The organism is Telluria sp. ZB4P34 (assembly GCF_059686055.1).
In genome coordinates this window covers 88284-103801 of record NZ_JCASIF010000010.1, presented here as the reverse complement: position 1 = coordinate 103801, position 15518 = coordinate 88284, and the positions used below count along the sequence as shown (strand labels likewise).

General features: G+C 66.6%; 13 protein-coding genes. 7 read left to right on the top strand and 6 right to left on the bottom strand.

The annotated features are described in order from the left end of the window. The first annotated feature begins 122 nt into the window (after positions 1 to 122). The 3 genes from queC to AC56KL_RS16650 all read left to right on the top strand — a co-directional run bounded on the left by queC (position 123) and on the right by AC56KL_RS16650 (position 2964). Positions 123 to 833, top strand: a complete 711-nt coding sequence (gene queC / locus AC56KL_RS16660; protein WP_497181282.1) for a 7-cyano-7-deazaguanine synthase QueC — start codon at positions 123 to 125, stop codon at positions 831 to 833. A 124-nt stretch (positions 834 to 957) separates the two neighbouring features. Continuing rightward, positions 958 to 1956, top strand: coding sequence for a cyclase family protein (locus AC56KL_RS16655; RefSeq protein WP_497181281.1), 999 nt, complete (start codon positions 958 to 960; stop codon positions 1954 to 1956). An 81-nt stretch (positions 1957 to 2037) separates the two neighbouring features. Then, on the top strand, positions 2038 to 2964 hold the full coding sequence (locus AC56KL_RS16650; RefSeq protein ID WP_497181280.1) for a LysR family transcriptional regulator: 927 nt from the start codon (positions 2038 to 2040) through the stop codon (positions 2962 to 2964). Positions 2965 to 2976: 12 nt separating this feature from the next. Here AC56KL_RS16650 and AC56KL_RS16645 read toward each other — a convergent pair whose 3' ends face one another. Then, complete coding sequence (locus AC56KL_RS16645) at positions 2977 to 3384, bottom strand: RidA family protein (RefSeq protein WP_497181279.1); 408 nt, start codon at positions 3382 to 3384, stop codon at positions 2977 to 2979. Positions 3385 to 3504: 120 nt separating this feature from the next. Between AC56KL_RS16645 and AC56KL_RS16640 the strand changes: the two genes are divergently transcribed. Then, positions 3505 to 4425: a LysR family transcriptional regulator gene (locus AC56KL_RS16640; RefSeq protein ID WP_497181278.1), complete on the top strand. Its 921-nt coding sequence runs from the start codon at positions 3505 to 3507 to the stop codon at positions 4423 to 4425. A 139-nt stretch (positions 4426 to 4564) separates the two neighbouring features. Here AC56KL_RS16640 and AC56KL_RS16635 read toward each other — a convergent pair whose 3' ends face one another. Further along, positions 4565 to 5509 carry a mechanosensitive ion channel family protein gene (locus tag AC56KL_RS16635; protein ID WP_497181277.1) on the bottom strand — a complete coding sequence of 315 codons (945 nt, stop codon included), beginning with the start codon at positions 5507 to 5509 and terminating at the stop codon, positions 4565 to 4567. Between the two features lie 201 nt (positions 5510 to 5710). On the opposite strand from AC56KL_RS16635, the gene AC56KL_RS16630 reads away from it, so the two are divergent. Further along, positions 5711 to 5977: a BON domain-containing protein gene (locus AC56KL_RS16630; protein WP_497181276.1), complete on the top strand. Its 267-nt coding sequence runs from the start codon at positions 5711 to 5713 to the stop codon at positions 5975 to 5977. Between the two features lie 40 nt (positions 5978 to 6017). Here the strand turns inward: AC56KL_RS16630 and AC56KL_RS16625 are convergent, their stop codons facing one another. From AC56KL_RS16625 to AC56KL_RS16615, 3 genes are all read right to left on the bottom strand, one after another. After that, positions 6018 to 7367: a DUF2254 domain-containing protein gene (locus AC56KL_RS16625; RefSeq protein WP_497181275.1), complete on the bottom strand. Its 1350-nt coding sequence runs from the start codon at positions 7365 to 7367 to the stop codon at positions 6018 to 6020. Between the two features lie 121 nt (positions 7368 to 7488). After that, entirely contained in the window at positions 7489 to 10146 is a 2658-nt protein-coding gene (locus tag AC56KL_RS16620; protein WP_497181274.1) for a bifunctional diguanylate cyclase/phosphodiesterase, read from the bottom strand. Between the two features lie 107 nt (positions 10147 to 10253). Then, complete coding sequence (locus AC56KL_RS16615) at positions 10254 to 10631, bottom strand: hypothetical protein (RefSeq protein WP_497181273.1); 378 nt, start codon at positions 10629 to 10631, stop codon at positions 10254 to 10256. 644 nt (positions 10632 to 11275) lie between these two features. Between AC56KL_RS16615 and AC56KL_RS16610 the strand changes: the two genes are divergently transcribed. Both AC56KL_RS16610 and AC56KL_RS16605 read left to right on the top strand, forming a co-directional pair. Then, entirely contained in the window at positions 11276 to 11779 is a 504-nt protein-coding gene (locus AC56KL_RS16610) for a hypothetical protein (RefSeq protein WP_497181272.1), read from the top strand. A gap of 93 nt (positions 11780 to 11872) precedes the next feature. Then, positions 11873 to 13813, top strand: coding sequence for a GAF domain-containing sensor histidine kinase (locus AC56KL_RS16605; protein ID WP_497181271.1), 1941 nt, complete (start codon positions 11873 to 11875; stop codon positions 13811 to 13813). A gap of 155 nt (positions 13814 to 13968) precedes the next feature. On the opposite strand, the gene AC56KL_RS16600 is transcribed toward AC56KL_RS16605, so the two are convergent. Continuing rightward, positions 13969 to 15474: a DUF3369 domain-containing protein gene (locus AC56KL_RS16600; protein WP_497181270.1), complete on the bottom strand. Its 1506-nt coding sequence runs from the start codon at positions 15472 to 15474 to the stop codon at positions 13969 to 13971. Positions 15475 to 15518 lie beyond the last annotated feature (44 nt).

Here is a 15518-nt window from a genome sequence, read left to right as displayed (position 1 = left end):
GCAAAAACGATGACGGACGCTTAACACAGCAGTGCGGGGCGCGGGAGGTGTACGCGGGCCCCGGTTTTATGCCAGAATTCGCGGTTTCCTCCGGCGCATGCGCCATTTCACGGACCCCGATCATGACTACCAACGACACCGCGCTCGTCCTCTTCAGCGGCGGCCAGGATTCCGCCACCTGCCTTGCCTGGGCGCTGCAGCGCTATGCGCGGGTGGAAACGATCGGCTTCGACTACGGCCAGCGCCATGCCATCGAGCTGGAGGTGCGCCCGACGGTCCTGGGCAAGATGCGCGCGCTCGACCCGGGGTGGGACGCGCGCCTGGGCGAAGACCACCTGATCGACCTGTCCCTGATCGCGAAGATCTCGGACACGGCCCTGACCAGCAACGTGGCCATCGCCATGCAGGAAAACGGCCTGCCGAACACCTTCGTCCCGGGACGCAACCTGCTGTTCATGACGGTGGCCGCCACCCTGGCCTACCGGCGCGGGCTGAACGTGCTGGTGGGCGGCATGTGCGAGACCGATTTCTCGGGCTATCCCGACTGCCGCGACGACACCATGAAGGCGCTGCAGGTGGCCCTGAACCTCGGCATGGCCACCCGCCTGAAGCTCGAGACGCCCCTGATGTGGATCGACAAGGCGCAAACCTGGCAGCTGGCCCACGACTGCGGCGGCGAGGCCCTGGTGGACCTGGTCCGCTTCGATACCCACACCTGCTACCTGGGCGAGCGCGGCGCGCCGCACGCCTGGGGGCATGGCTGCGGGACTTGCCCGGCCTGCGCACTGCGGGCGCGCGGCTACGCGCAGTACGTGGCGGGCAAGGCGAGCTGATTCCGGCGGCAGGGCCCTGCTTATTTTTCCTGCGTGGAAAAAATGATGTTCCACATCTCCCGTTTTTCCCGACGCCCCTCCTTTGTAGACTGCACCATCACAGTCGTTCTTCAAAGGAGAAGAAATGAAACGTACATGGCAGGCACGGCTCGTGCTCGCGCTGCTGCTGCAGGCCGCCGCCCTCGGCGCGCTGGCGGCCGGCCCGCAGGTCGGCAAGAGCCCCTGGGGACCGCAGGATGAAATCGGCCGCCTCAACCTCATGACCCCGCAATCGCGCGCGGCCATCCTGGCCCGCGCCGACGCCGCCCGCGTCTACGACCTGGGTACAGAGTATTACATCGGCATGCCGAGCTGGCAGGGCGCCGGCGACCCGCACTACCAAATGTGGATGACGCACACGCCGCACGGCACCCTGGTCGACGACCCGATGGCGGTGGGCGCGGCGCGCAACCGGCACGTCAGCTACACGGGCGCCGCCATCTCGATGTACACGCACATGGGCACCCATATCGACGCCCTCAACCATTTCGGGCTGAACGGCAAGATATGGAACGGCTTCGACGCCAGGGAGCACCTGGGGGACCGCGGCTGGAAGAAGGCGGGCGTCGAGAAGCTGCCGGCGATCATTGCGCGCGGCGTGCTGATCGACCTGGCGGCGGCCAAGGGCGTCGACATGCTCGCGCCGGGATACAAGCTGCGCAAGGAAGACCTGCAACAGGCGCTGCGCCTGCAGAACACCACCCTGCAGCGCGGCGACGTGGTGCTGCTGCGCACCGGCCGCATGCAGTCTTATGCCGATGCGGCGGCCTACATGAACAATCCGCCGGGGCTGGGGCTGGACGGCGCCAGGTTCCTGGCGGAAGAGGGCGGCGCCATGTCCATCGGGGCCGACAACCTGAGCCTCGAATCCTTCCCGTCGGAAGTGGACCACGATTACGTGCCCGTGCATACCTACCTGCTGGCGCAGCAGGGCATCACCATTATCGAGCTGGTCGATCTCGAGGAGCTGGCCAGGGACAAGGTGTACGAGTTCGTCTTCATCACCTCGCCGCTCAAGCTGCGCGGTGCGGACGCCTCGCCGCTGCGCCCGATCGCCATCCCGCTCAGAGGGCAGGTCAAGTAATTCAGGCGGCGGCGCTTGCGGCACGGCGGCTGCGGATAGAATAATTGCGTTAGAACATCATCCATCCGCACAGGACTCGCCATGGACAAACTGCTCAGCATGCGGGCATTCCGCCGCGTCGTCGAGTCATCGAGCTTTACCCGCGCCGCCCAGGCCCTGGCAACCACGGCCGGCAGCGTGAGCAAACTCGTCGCGCAACTCGAGCAGGAGCTGGGCACGCCTCTGCTGCTGCGCTCGACGCGCAAGATGCACCTGACCGAGGCCGGCCGGGTGTACTACGCCTACTGTGTCCGCATCCTGGACGAGCTCGAGGCGGCCGATGGCGCCGTGCAGCAGCTGATGGACAGCCCGCGCGGGAATGTGCGGGTGAGCGTTCCCGCCTCGTTCGGCATGCTCTGGCTCGGCCAGCGCATCCCTGCCTTCCTGCGCAGGTATCCAGAGATCAGCCTGGACGTGGTGGCGAACGATCACTACGTCGACATGGTCGACGAAGGCTTCGACCTGGCCCTGCGCATCGGCAGGGGCTTGCCGGATTCGGGGATGGTGGCGAAACCCCTGGGCGAGATTCCCCATGTGGTGGTGGGCAGCCCGGCCTATTTCGACACGATGGGGACGCCGGCCACCCCCGCCGAACTGGCGCAGCATCACTGCCTGGTCTATACGCTGTCGCGCAACCCGGGAAACTGGACCTTCGGCAAGGACGCCGCAGCCGCACAGCTACCGGTGCGCGGCAGGTACCGCTGCAACAACAGCGCGATGCTGCGCGCCGCCCTGCTCGAGGGGACCGGCCTGACCCAGACGCCGAGGGTGATGGTGGACGACCTGCTGGCGTCCAGGCAGCTGCGCAGCTGCCTCGATGCCTACATGCCGGAGCCCCATCGCCTGTATGCGCTGCTGCCGCAGCAGGGTGCGGTGGCGCCGAAGGTGCGCGCCTTCATCGACTTCGTGGCCGCACAGTGCAGCGGCATGGCGCTGGCGCAGGAGGCCGCGGCGCCCGGCGCAGCATGACGCGGGTGCTCCTCACGCCATGCCGGCTGCCTGCCTTTCCCTGGCGACGACCTTGATCTCGAAGTCGAAGCCATACAGCCAGGTGACGCCGACGGCGGTGATGTTGGGATAGGGCGCTTCGCCCCAGAATTCCTGCGCCACGCTCCAGATGCGCTCGAAGCGGTGCTGGGGATCGACGATGAACACGGTCACGTCGACGACGTCGGCGAACGTGCAGCCGGCGGCGCCAAGGACGGCGTTCAGGTTGCGAAAGGCCAGCCGCACCTGGGCGTCCAGGTCCGGCTCCGGCGAGCCATCCTCGCGGCTGCCGACCTGGCCGGAGACGAACAGGAATCCGCCCGAACGCACGGCCGGCGAATAGCGGTTTTTTTCATACAGGGCCTGGCGGCCGGCGGGGAAAACGACGTCACGCGTGTTCATGTACACACTCCTCCAAATTCGTAGTGCGCACACTGTAACGCCGCCATTTGTACCGATAAACAGGAAAGTACGATCAAGACTGTTTGTATAATCGTTACAATTTTTCATGAGGAGAGCGGGATGGACCGGTTCGACGGCATGCGGGCATTCGTCCGGGTGGTGGAGGCGGGCAGCTTCACCAAGGCGGCCGAGACCCTGGGTATGAGCCGCACCAGCGTCACCCAGCTGGTGCAGCAGCTCGAAGCCCACCTGCGCCTCAGGCTGCTCAACCGCACCACGCGCAAGGTGAACGTCACCGCCGACGGCGCCGCCTATTACGAGCGCGTGGTGCGCCTGCTGGCCGAGCTGCACGACATCGAGCACAACCTGCCGGGCGCCTCGCCGGCGCCGCGCGGCCTGCTGCGGGTGGACGTACCCAGTCCCTTCGCCAACATGATCCTGGTGCCGGCGCTGCCGGCCTTCCATGCGCGCTTCCCGGAGATCCAGTTCGACCTCGGCGCCAGCGACCGCAAGGTCGACCTGATCGGCGAGAACGTCGACTGCGTGGTGCGCGGCGGCCAGGTCACCGACCTGTCGCTGGTGGCGCGCCACGTGGGCGACCTCGGGCTGGGCGTGTATGCGGCGCCTTCCTACCTGGCCCAGGCCGGCACGCCGGCGCATCCCGACGAGCTGCAGGATCCGAAGCACCGCATCGTGCGCTTCCGCTGGACCAGCGGCCTGCCTTACGCCATGCACCGCGCCGGCGAGACGGTGAAGATCGCGGGGCGCTACGTGCTGGCGATCGACGACGGCAATGCCTACCTGACGGCGGGCCTGGCCGGGCTGGGCGTGCTGTGGCTGCCCGACTACATGGCGCGCGAACATGCGGCCGCGGGTGCGCTGGTGCGCTTGTTCGGCGATTGGGAGATCGACCCGATGCCGCTCTACGTGGCCTATCCGCCCAACCGTTACCTGAGCAAGGCGCTGCGCGTGTTCATCGACTGGATCGTGGAATTGACGGCGCAGCATGCGCCGGTGAAGGGCGGGCGTGGGAAGCCTTGAATGCGGCCGGCCAGGTCCGTCATCGTCATGAGCAGCAACGTGGCGATGCTGGAAAGTAAGCAGGACCGGCACGAACAGCACCCGGTCACGAACGCGCGAATAGTGCGGGCCTCATCCTCCATGGCGCCGCTTTCGACCATCACGCCTGCGGCGCACGCTCTCGTGCCGGCCCCGGCACCGGCCCCGGCCCCTTCCCCGCCGGCCAACCCTCGCGCTGGCGGCGACGGTCGCCATCCGTTTCCTCGGTCTGGTCATGGAACAGGATCTGCTGGGTCGGGTAGGGCAGGTCGATGCCGTGCTCGGTCAGGGTGGCCTTGATGCGCTCCAGCACCTGGTCCTGGATGGCGAGTGCATCGGCCCGATAGGGCGGCTTGATCCACCAGCGTGCCCGCAGCTTTGCCCCTGCATCCGCAAACTCGACCAGCAGGGCGTCCGGCGCCGGTTCGGCCTCGACGTCCGGAAGCCCCCGGATTGCCTCGAGCATGAGTTGCTTGGCGAAGGCGATGTCGTCGCCGTTGCCGATGACCACGTCGTACTGCAGGCGACGGCTTGGATAGGCGGTGTTGACGATGAAGGAGCCCTTGTACAGTTCGGCGTTCGGGATAACGACCAGGCGGCCGTCGTAGGTACGCATCTTGGTGGCCCGGGTTTCGATCTTCTCGACCGTCCCCTCGAACTCGCCGAACACGATCTGGTCGCCGATGCGGAAGGGTTCGGTAATCAGGATCAGGATACCCGCGAGGAAGTTCTCGAAGATGTCCTTGAAGGCGAAACCGATGGCGATGCCGGTAATACCCAGGGCACTGATCAAGTTGCCGGGGGTGAACGAAGGGAAGGCAAACGTCACGGACAACAGGATGCCGAGCAGGATCATCGCCCATTGCGCCATCCTGCCGAGCACGATCACGAGGTTTTCGTGGAAGCGGCCGGTATTGATGCGCTGGACGATCCGTCGCACCAGGCGCGCCAGGAACAGGAACAATAACAGGACGACGATGCCGATCACGAGGTTGGGAAGCAGGCGCATCGCAGCGACACCGAGTGTCTCGAGGCGCTCGTAGGCAATCGTCAATTCCGGCGACATGGCGGATCTCCAGGGCAAGTAGCAGGGATGTACACGCCATGATCGGCATTTCCGTGGCAGAGCGGCGCGAGCTTGCGTGAGGTCAAGCTGGCGTCATCCATCCTGAAATACCCGCACAGTGGGCTTCTTTACGATGATTGGTCCCAGGAGGACAACATGAATTTCACGATTGCTTGCAGGGCAGCCATTCTTTCCGCAACCATGGTAGTACTGGCCGCATGCTCCACCGACCCGAACACCCGCAAGGTCGGGGTCGCAATCTCCGACACGGCCATTTCCACCCGGGTCAAGACGGCGCTGCTGGGAGACCCCGACGTCAAGGGGCGCGATGTGTCGGTGGAGACCTTCCGCGGCACTGTCCAGCTGAGCGGCTTCGTCGACAGCCCGCAAAGCGCCGTGCGCGCGGCAGACCTTGCCCGCCGTGTGGAAGGCGTGCGCGAGGTGCGTAACGCGCTGATCGTGAAGTAAGCGGGTCAGCAGCTACTCAAGCCGCTGCTCAGGCCGCTGCTCAGGCGCCCGGCAAAGCCTGGAGCTCGGGTCTTCCTGCGCCTTGCGCGAACATGTGCTGGAGGTCGCGCAGCCTGAGGCTGAGCTCTTCCTGTGCGGCGCTCGACTTCGCACTGCGTAGCGAGATCTCGCCCGTGATCTCGGCCTGCCGCAGCAGCGCAAGGCCTTGCGCGCTGCCTGCACAGGCGCGTCCTGCCTTGCCGATGGTGTCCAGTATCTTCAGCAGCACCGCCGTATTGCCTTGCGCATTCTCGGCGATCTGGCGGAACGCCAGGCCTGCGAGCTGGGCGAAATCGATGCCAATGGAGAGCACACGCAGCGCGCCGCGCCCGTCGCAGCGCCGGCGCCGCTCGAGATTGCGCCCGGCGCAGCGGGCCAGGATCACGCCGATGTGATCGAGGCAGGTTTCCGCCGTGGTGCTGTCGTTGATCCCGGGCGACAGGGCCTTCAGGGCCATGTCGACCAGCTGGCGGATACCGAAGGCGGGATCCTGGTCGAGGGTACGGAAGGCATCCACGCCGTAGGCGCCGTTCAGTGCGGCGATCATGGCGTCGTCCGGCGGCTGCGCCATGGCGACGGACAGCAAGGTGTCGCCCTCGCCGACGAAGTCGCCCGGCTGGTATTCGACGCGCACGATCGCGTCGTGCGCGCAGGCCCAGGCCAGCAGCTGGTGTTCGGCGACGGTCTGGATGGTGCCCCACTGGCAGGCGGGTACGGGATGCCAGGCAGCGACGTCCGGATCGGGTTCGCGCCCCGCTGCCGCTGCGTCGTCGGGAAAGTACTTGTCGACCATGTGCAGGGTTTCGTGCGTAATGGCCTGGGCCATCTCGGCAGCCTGGATGGTCGATGAAATGTGGTGGATGAAGAAGACAAAGGCGCCGCTTGCGATCACCGACAGCAGCACCGACCCCAGTACCGCGCAGGCGGGAACGAAGGCATCCGGCGGCGCGCTGATTGCGCGCAGCACCAGCAGGCAATACAGGAAGATCCCGATGAACAGGCCGAGTACCGCCTGGTTGCCCTTGTCGCGCATGAAGTTGCGCAGCACGCGCGAGGTGTACTGGGCCGACGCCAGGGTCAGGGCGACCATCGTGATCGAAAACGTGACGCCGGCGATGGTCGCCATCGATCCGGCAATGGCGGACAGCAGGCTGCGCGCTTCCTCGTCGCCTACCTTGAACAGCCGCGGCCAGCGCTGCAGCAACTGATCGCCGGCCTGCCGGTCGACTTCCACCAGGCCGAACGCCAGCAGCATCAGGCCCAGGATGACGAGGGCCGGCACGAACCACAGGCTCGAATGGAGCTGGAGCCACAACTGCTTGAAACGGCTGTCTGCTGCGGCAGCTTGCATGGACTTGGCTTTCATCGGGACATGGACAGCCGGCTGCGAGGGTTCCGGCGCATGCCGCCACTGTACGCCGGTGCAGGCGGTTCGAATGTGCGCTGGAGCACCTGTACGCCCCGATGCCGCGCTAGCGCCCCAGCAGCGCCGCCACCTCGCCGCTTTCCAGCGGCCTGCTGAACAGGAAGCCCTGGTATTCGTCGCAGGCCATCCCGCGCAGCACGGCCAGCTGCGCCTCGGTCTCGACCCCCTCGGCCACCACCTTCAGCTTGAGCCCGCGCGCCAGGTTGACGATCGAGAGCGCGATGGCGGCGCTGTCCTCGTCGCGGTCGAGGTCGCGGACAAACGCCCGGTCCACCTTCAGGCGCGACACCGGGAAGCGCTTCAGGTAGGCCAGGCTGGAGTAGCCGGTGCCGAAATCGTCGATCGACAGGTCCACGCCGAGCGCGCGGATGGCATGCAGCAGCAGGTCGACTTCCTTTTCCCGGCTCATCAGGGCAGTCTCGGTGATTTCCAGCTCCAGGCAGCCGTCCGGCACCTGGTATTGCGCAAGGCAGCGGCGCACCGTATCGAGCAGGGACTTCTGGTGCAGCTGGCGCGGCGACAGGTTGACCGCGACTTTCACCGGATGCTTGAGGCGCGCCGACCATTCGCCCATCTGGCGGCAGGCCTGTTCCAGGACCCAGGCGCCGATCGGGATGATCAGGCCGCTGCGTTCGGCGATCGGGATGAAGTCGGCCGGCGAGATCGCGCCCAGCTCGGGATGGGTCCAGCGCAGCAGGGCTTCGAAGCCGACCACGCGCTGTTCCTGCACGGTGACCTTGGGCTGGTACACCAGGCGCAGTTCGTCGCGTTCGAGGGCGCGGCGCAAGTGGGATTCGATGGCCAGGCGCTGGCCGAGCTCGGTGTGCCTGCTGGCCGAGAAGAAGTGCACGGCCTCGTCCACCTCGACCCCGGCGCCGCTGGCGGCGCCCTGCGCGCTGCGGTACAGCTCGTCCGCGTTGCGGCCGTCCTGCGGATACATGGCCACGCCCAGCACGGGACTGAGGAAGAAGTCGCGCCCGTCCAGTTGCAGCGGGGCCGACGCCAAGGCGTGCAGCCGCAGGGCGAAGCGCTCGACGCCCGCGCGCCCGCCGCCGGCGTCGAGCACGAAGGCGAACTCGGCGCCGCGGATGCGGGCCGCCACCACTCCCTCGCCGTCCGGGCCGCAGGTATCTCGCAGCAGGTCCGCCACGTGGCGCAGCGCGCGGTCGCCGGCCTCGTGGCCGAGCAGGTCGACGATCTCGTGCAGGCGCTCGAGCACCAGCGCGATGGCGGCCAGTTCGCCTCCGCCTGCGCCTGCGCGCTCGATCCTGGCTTCGAGCAGGCGCCAGAACTGGGCCTGGTTGGGCAAGCCCGTCACGGCGTCGAATTCGGCCAGCCAGGCCAGGCGCGCCTCGGCCCGCTCGCGTTCGGTGATGTCGGTCAGGACATTCACCAGGTGGGCCTTGCCGTCCTCGCCGGTGAGGCGCGTGGTCAGCTGGATCACCGTGCGGCTTTCGCCGCTGCCGTCCTGCATGGTGCCGGTCGCGTCGCGGGTGCCGCCATCGGCCAGCACGGCGTCGTAGCGCCGTTCGCGCTCGCGGTCGGCGCCATCGAAGAGGGTGTGCTCCTCCAGGCCCGGCAGCGTCTCGCGCGCTCGCCCGACCAGGCGCGCGAAGGCCTCGTTGGCCAGCACGATGCGGCGCCCGGCGTCCAGCACCCAGATCGGCGCGCCCACCGCGTTCACGATCGAGGCAAGGTAGTCGAAGCGCTTGGCCAGGCGCGCCTCGCTGCTCGATACCATGTCGATCAGGCCGAACTGGCGGCGCGTGTCGCGCGCCACCCGCCACGCCAGCAGCGACAGCACGCCCGACACCAGCAGATAGAAGGCGAGCGCCGTCCACAGGCGCCCATACCAGTCGTCCAGCGCCACCTCGCGCGCCATGCCGGTCACGACCACCAGCTCGGCGTCTTCCACCACGTCGTAGCCGTACAGGCTGGGCTCGCCGGTGATGGGGCTGGCCGTCTGGAAGGCGCCGCGGCTGGCGCGCGGCAGCTGCTCGCGAAACAGCGCGGTACCGGCGAACGAGCGGCCGATCCCGGCGGGGTAGCCGGGGCCGCGCACCAGCATGGTGCCGTCGCGGTGGTGCAGGGTGACCGACCCGCCCTTGCCCAGTTCGACCAGGTTGTACAGGCGTTCGAAGCGCAGCGAATCGACCTGCGCCACTGCCGTGCCGATGCGCCGTCCGTTGCGCTCGCGCACCGGCTGCACGCAATTCAGGATGCCGCGCCCGGTGCGGCGGTCGATGTCGGTGATGGCGATATAGCGCGGCACGTCTCCCGCGGGAGGCTTGGGAAAGTTCGGCAGCGCGCGCGTGCCGCCTGTCGCGCCGCCCGGCGTGACGCTGCCGACCAGCCGGCCGTCGGTGTCGAACAGTACGACGCGCAGCAGATAGGGATGGGCCAGTGCGTCCTTGCCGTCGGCCAGGCTGGCGGCGGATCCGTTGCCTTGCGCCAGCACCATGCGCGCGGCCTGCTGCGCCGCGCTATCGATTCCCTGCGATACGCCGGCGGTCTGGGCGGCGAAGGCGATCGCCACGTTGCGCAGGGTGACCTGCTGCTCGCGCAGCGCATCCTCGTAGCTGGCGTACAGCATCGCGCCGGTGACCAGCCCGATTGCGGCGATCAGCCCGGACGTGACGACGATGAGCCGCGACGGCGAGTAGGGCCGGATCGTGCGTGCAGCCGGAGAGGACGGTACGGGCATGGCGCGGCGCTGAGGGTGGGGGTGCGACGATTCTACCTGTTCCGCATGTGGGCGGGCCGCAATGAAAACGGCCGGGACAGGCCCGGCCGTTCAGGAGTGCCGCGTGATCAGGCCGCCGGCTGCACGACGCGCGCCTTGCGGCTGCGGCTGGCCAGGTACCAGACGATGGCGACCGGCACCAGCAGCGGCAGCAGCAGCGGGGAGATCGCCAGGGCCACGGCCACCGCCGCCACGCCGAGGGAGCCCAGCAGGATCACGCCCACGCCGGCGAACACCACCGCCAGCACCACGCCCACCACCAGCAGTACCGCGCCGCCGATCACCAGGCCGCCGCCGGCAAAGACGATGGCCAGCAGGGCGCCCAGCGGCCCGTCGATCTCGTCGCCGTCGATGTTGAAGCTCATGAAGTCGGCGGCGTCGAAGGCGACGTCCAGCAGCAAGAGGGCAAACAGGAACAGGAGGGCGAATTTGGCAAAGTTTTTCATGGTGGTCCTCTTCAATGGGCTGGGTTTCGGGTGCGCTGTCTGTCGCGGCATGGTTGAACTGTAAGGGCGTGCGTCCAGGGCGGCCACGGCTTTGCGACAGGATGCATTTTCGGCGCGCCGGGACGCGTGCAGACGCGATAAGTGGGAGCGCGGCGCTGCAGCCGCCAGGCAAGAAACGTGGTCGATTTTGCCTTGTATTGGGCGAATCCTTTCCTATACTGACAGCCTGTTCTGCAACAGGGGGATCCTATGCAAGCTGTCATCCAGAAAATGGGGGACCACCTGGCCGTCCTGCATCCCGCGTTGGCCAACAGTGGTCCCAAAGGCCCGCCATCGGCGCCGCCTGCCATTCCGCCGATCATCATCAACCCCTTCAACCGGGAGGCGCCGTCTCCCGCGGTCGATCCGCGTCCGCGACCGGTGGGCCCGCCCCTCCAGCCTCCGCGCGGCCCCGACTGGCGCTGCCCCCGCTACGCCCGCAAAACTCCCATGGCCGCGTTGCAGCGTCTTGCCGTACAAAAGTACTGTCTGCGACGCTGCGCCTTGCCCTGAGAGTTTTGCCAGAAGCGTTTAAGTTAATCGGGCTTCTTCCTGTGGTCGGTTTCCTCTATGATCTCTGCTTTGAGGCATGAGGAAACACGACCATGAACGAGCACGACGAACACGAAGGCGAAGGCAACGAAGATGCCCTGGTGCAGGAAGCCCGCCTGTGGCAGGGCAACGGCTGGACCGCGCGCGTGATCAAGAACGACGACGATGAAGGCTGGGCGGTTGCAATGTATAAAGATGGCGAGCGCGAGCCGGCGCTGGTCGGCCCCTGGACGATGGGGCGCGACAAGAAGAACCCGAAACCGCTCGACGTGAATGCTTTCAACACCCTGATCAAGACGGCGTCGGAAGTGATCCGCCGTCATGAGCAGCACCTGCACGCGATCCTGCACAAGAACACGGTCGTCTCCACCGAAAGCGGGGAGCTGAAGGTCACGCTGGACATCGTGCCGGACGACGACGATCCCTACGCCATCCTGGCCGCCCTTGATGAGATGGGCGAGCAGGTGGCCAAGGTGCGGGTGCACGCCGGCTTCAAGCTGACCCCTGCCTCGGCCGCCGCCTGGATCGAGAACGACTTCCGGGCGCCGCGCGGGTGAGGAATCCGCACCACAGTTTGCAGCGATAAGGCTTCGGCTACCGCGCCCGAACTGCTAATATTTCCCCTTGGAATTAATTACCTTGGGGAAGCAATGGAACGTCTCGCCCGGCTGGAAGCGGTCCAGTCGATGCTGCTCGAGATCGGGGAGCTGTCGACCACCTGCAGCGACATCGTCGAATTGATCGGCGCGGTGCACCGCGCGCTCGGCCGCATCATGTATGCGGCCAATTTTTATGTGGCCCTGTGCGACCGCGAAGACGGAACGATCTGGTTCCCGTACTTCGTCGACGAAGCCGACGAGGAAGTGCCGGTCGCGGGGCGCCGCGTACGCCTTGCAGCGCCGGAGGAATCGCCCACTTCCTGGGTGGTGGTGAACAAGCGCCGCCTGATGATCACCGCGGCCGATTTTGCCGCGCGCAGGAGCGAGGGCATGCAGTGGGGGCATGGCGCCGCCGCCGAGCACTGGATGGGTGCGCCGCTGCTCGACCGCCACCAGCAGGCGCTGGGCGCGATCGTCATCCAGAGCTATACCGAGGGCGTCGTCTACAGCGAGGAAGACCAGGCGCTGTTCCTGCAGATCGCCAACCACGTGTCGAATGCGCTGCAGGGCCTGCAGAGCATGGACCGGCTCGAACGCGCGGTGCAGGAACGCACCGCCGCGCTGGCGATCGAGGTGGCCGAGCGCCGCCGCGCCGAACAGGTGCAGCACGCCCTCTACCAGATCGCCAGCCTGTCGGCGCAGGCGCTGGACACCGACACCCTCACGGCCAGCCTGCACCGCATCATCGGCGAGCTGATGGTGGCCAAGAACTTCCTGATCGCGCTGCACCACCCCGACACCCGGGAAATCAGTATTCCGTATTTCGTCGACGAAAAGCACAGCGAAGCCCCGCTCAGGCGTTTCCCGGTGGGGAAGGGGATGGTTTCATACGTCCTGGGCAGCAAGCAGGCGCAGCTCCACGACGCCACCAGTTTCGGCCACCTGGTCGCGAACGGCCTGGTGAAGGAGCCGCTGGGCGATACCGGGATCGCCAGCTGGATCGGTGCACCGATGCTGGTGCACGATGAGCCCTATGGCGTGCTGGTGGTGCAGAGCTACGACCCGTCCACGGTGTACACCAAGGCCGATCTCGACCTGCTGGCCTTCATGGCCAGCCACGTCGCGGTGGCGCTGGCGCGCCTGCAGGCCGACCGCAAGATCCGCAAGACCAAGGAAGCGCTGGAGCAGCAGAATGCGGCGCTGAACGAGGCGCTGCACAAGCTGCAGGAAGCGCAGTCGGAGCTGGTGCGCAAGGAGAAGCTGGCTTCGCTGGGGGGCCTGGTAGCCGGCGTGGCCCATGAAATCAACACCCCGCTGGGCATCTGCGTGACCGCGACCAGCCACCTGGTGGAGGAACTCCGGCTCACGCGCGAGGAGATGGCTGCGGGAGAGATGACCGAGGACAGCCTGAACGCTTTTCTCGACATCGTCGACCAGTCGCTGCGCATCATGACCACCAACACCCAGCGCGCGGCAAGCCTGGTGCGCAGCTTCAAGCAGGTGGCGGTGGACCAGTCCTCGGGCGACATCCGCCACTTCAAGCTCAAGGCCTACCTGCAGGAAGTGCTGCAGTCGCTGCAGCCCAAGTTCAAGGGCCGCTTCGTGAAAGTGGACGTGGATTGCCCGGCAGACCTGGTGCTGGAGAGTTCGGCGGGCGCGGTGTCGCAGATCGTCACCAACATGCTCATGAATTCGCTCGTGCACGGCTTCGAGCGCGACCAGCCGGGCAACATCACGATCCGCGCCAGGCTGGAAGGCGAGCAGGTGCAGTTCGATTACGCCGACGACGGCGTCGGCATGGACGGGGAGACCCTGGGCAAGCTGTTCGATCCCTTCTTCACCACCAAGCGCGGCAGCGGCGGAAGCGGGCTGGGAGCGCACATCCTGCACAACCTGGTGACGGGGGCGCTGGGCGGAACGGTGAAAGCGGACAGCGAACCGGGGAAAGGCTTGCAGTATCAGCTGCGCTTCCCGCGGTCGCTCAAAAAGTAGGGTGGTCGTCATTCAGTCCACTGGACTGAATGACCGCCGACCGCGCGTTCACATTACGGTATTGCTGCCTGCGCGCTTATTCGTATTCTGGCTGAACGCGCGGTCGGCGAAGCGTGATCTGGTTCACTGGACCAGATCACCCCTACGAACAAAAATCAGTCGGGCCAGCGCGCATTGATTTCCAGCGCCTTGTCCATGTTCTTGACGAGCAGGTCGACGTAATACGGATCCAGGTGGTGCCCCGCCACCTCGCGCAGGTGCTCGGTGACCTTCTCGGCCGGCCAGGCGTCCTTGTAGCAGCGCTTGTGGCTGAGGGCGTCGAACACGTCGGCCACCGCCACGATGCGGGCATATGGGTGGATGGCATCGCCCCGCAGGCCTTGCGGGTAGCCGCTGCCGTCGAACTTCTCGTGGTGCTGGTGCGCGATCACGGCCGCGGCCTTCAGGATCGGGCGCTGCGAGCCGTCCAGGATCTGCAGGCCCACGGTCGGGTGCTGCTTCATGATTTCCCACTCGTCCTGGGTCAGCTTGCCCGGCTTGAGCAGCACCGCATCCGGGGTGGCGATCTTGCCCACGTCGTGCATCGGCGCCGCGTGCATCAGGGTCGCGACCTCGTCGTCCGGCATGCCGGCAGCCTGGGCCAGCAGATGGCACACCTGGGCCATGCGGCGCACGTGGTTGCCCGCTTCGTTCGAGCGCGATTCCACCACGTCGCCCAGGCGCAGGATCAGTTCCGCCTGGGTGTCGGTAATTTCCTGGTTCAGCAGGATGTTGTCGAAAGCCACCGCCACGCCCGAGCAGAACACCTCGAGCAGCTGGGCGTCGATCTCCGCGATCTCTTCCACGCCCTTGAGCACCAGCAGCGAGGCCTTGCCGGTGCGGTTCGGGAAGTAGCCGACATAGGTGTCGCCGTGCAGGCGCGAGATGCGGTTGTGGCGCGCGTCGTCCAGCTTGGCCACCAGCTCGGGGCCCATCTCGTCGCTTTCCATGTCGCCGATCTGGGCCAGCACCTCGTACTGGCTTTCGCCGGTGATCACGCTGGCACCCTTCAGGCGCAGCAGCATGCTCTGCTCCAGGCGCAGCAGCGCCACCACCTGCTGCAGCAGGCCGTTGGCGAAATCCTTCAGGTTACGCTGCTGGAAGATGTGGGTCGAGGCGGCGATCACGCGCTCCAGGCCTTCGCGGTAGGTCTGCTGCGCGCGGCGCGCATCCTCGACCTTCATGATGTCGCGGTAGGCGCGCAGGGCGGCGAAGGTGGTGGTGAACAGCTTGGTGCGATCGAGCTCGGTCTTTTCCTTGTAGTCGTTGATGTCGTAGTCGACGATCACGCGCTCTTCCGGCGCCTGGCCCGGCTGGCCGGTGCGCAGCACGATGCGGGTGAACTGGTTGTCGAGCTCGCGGCGCATCCAGCGCGCCACATCGAGGCCGCTGTCTTCGCGTTCCATTACCACATCGAGGAACACCAGTGCGATGTCCGGTTCACGCGACAGGATCTCCCTGGCTTCCTCGCCGCTGTAGGCATGCAGGAAATGCAGCGCGCGCCCGTCGAGGCGGAAGCGCGACAGGGTCAGCTTGGTGATGTCATGGATGTCGGGCTCGTCGTCGACCAGCAGGACTTTCCATGGAGCCAGCTTTGGCGCCGTGTTGGACAGGAAGGACATAGGCTTACCGTGTTGGAGTTCTAAAGAAAAATGCCGCGAGTCAA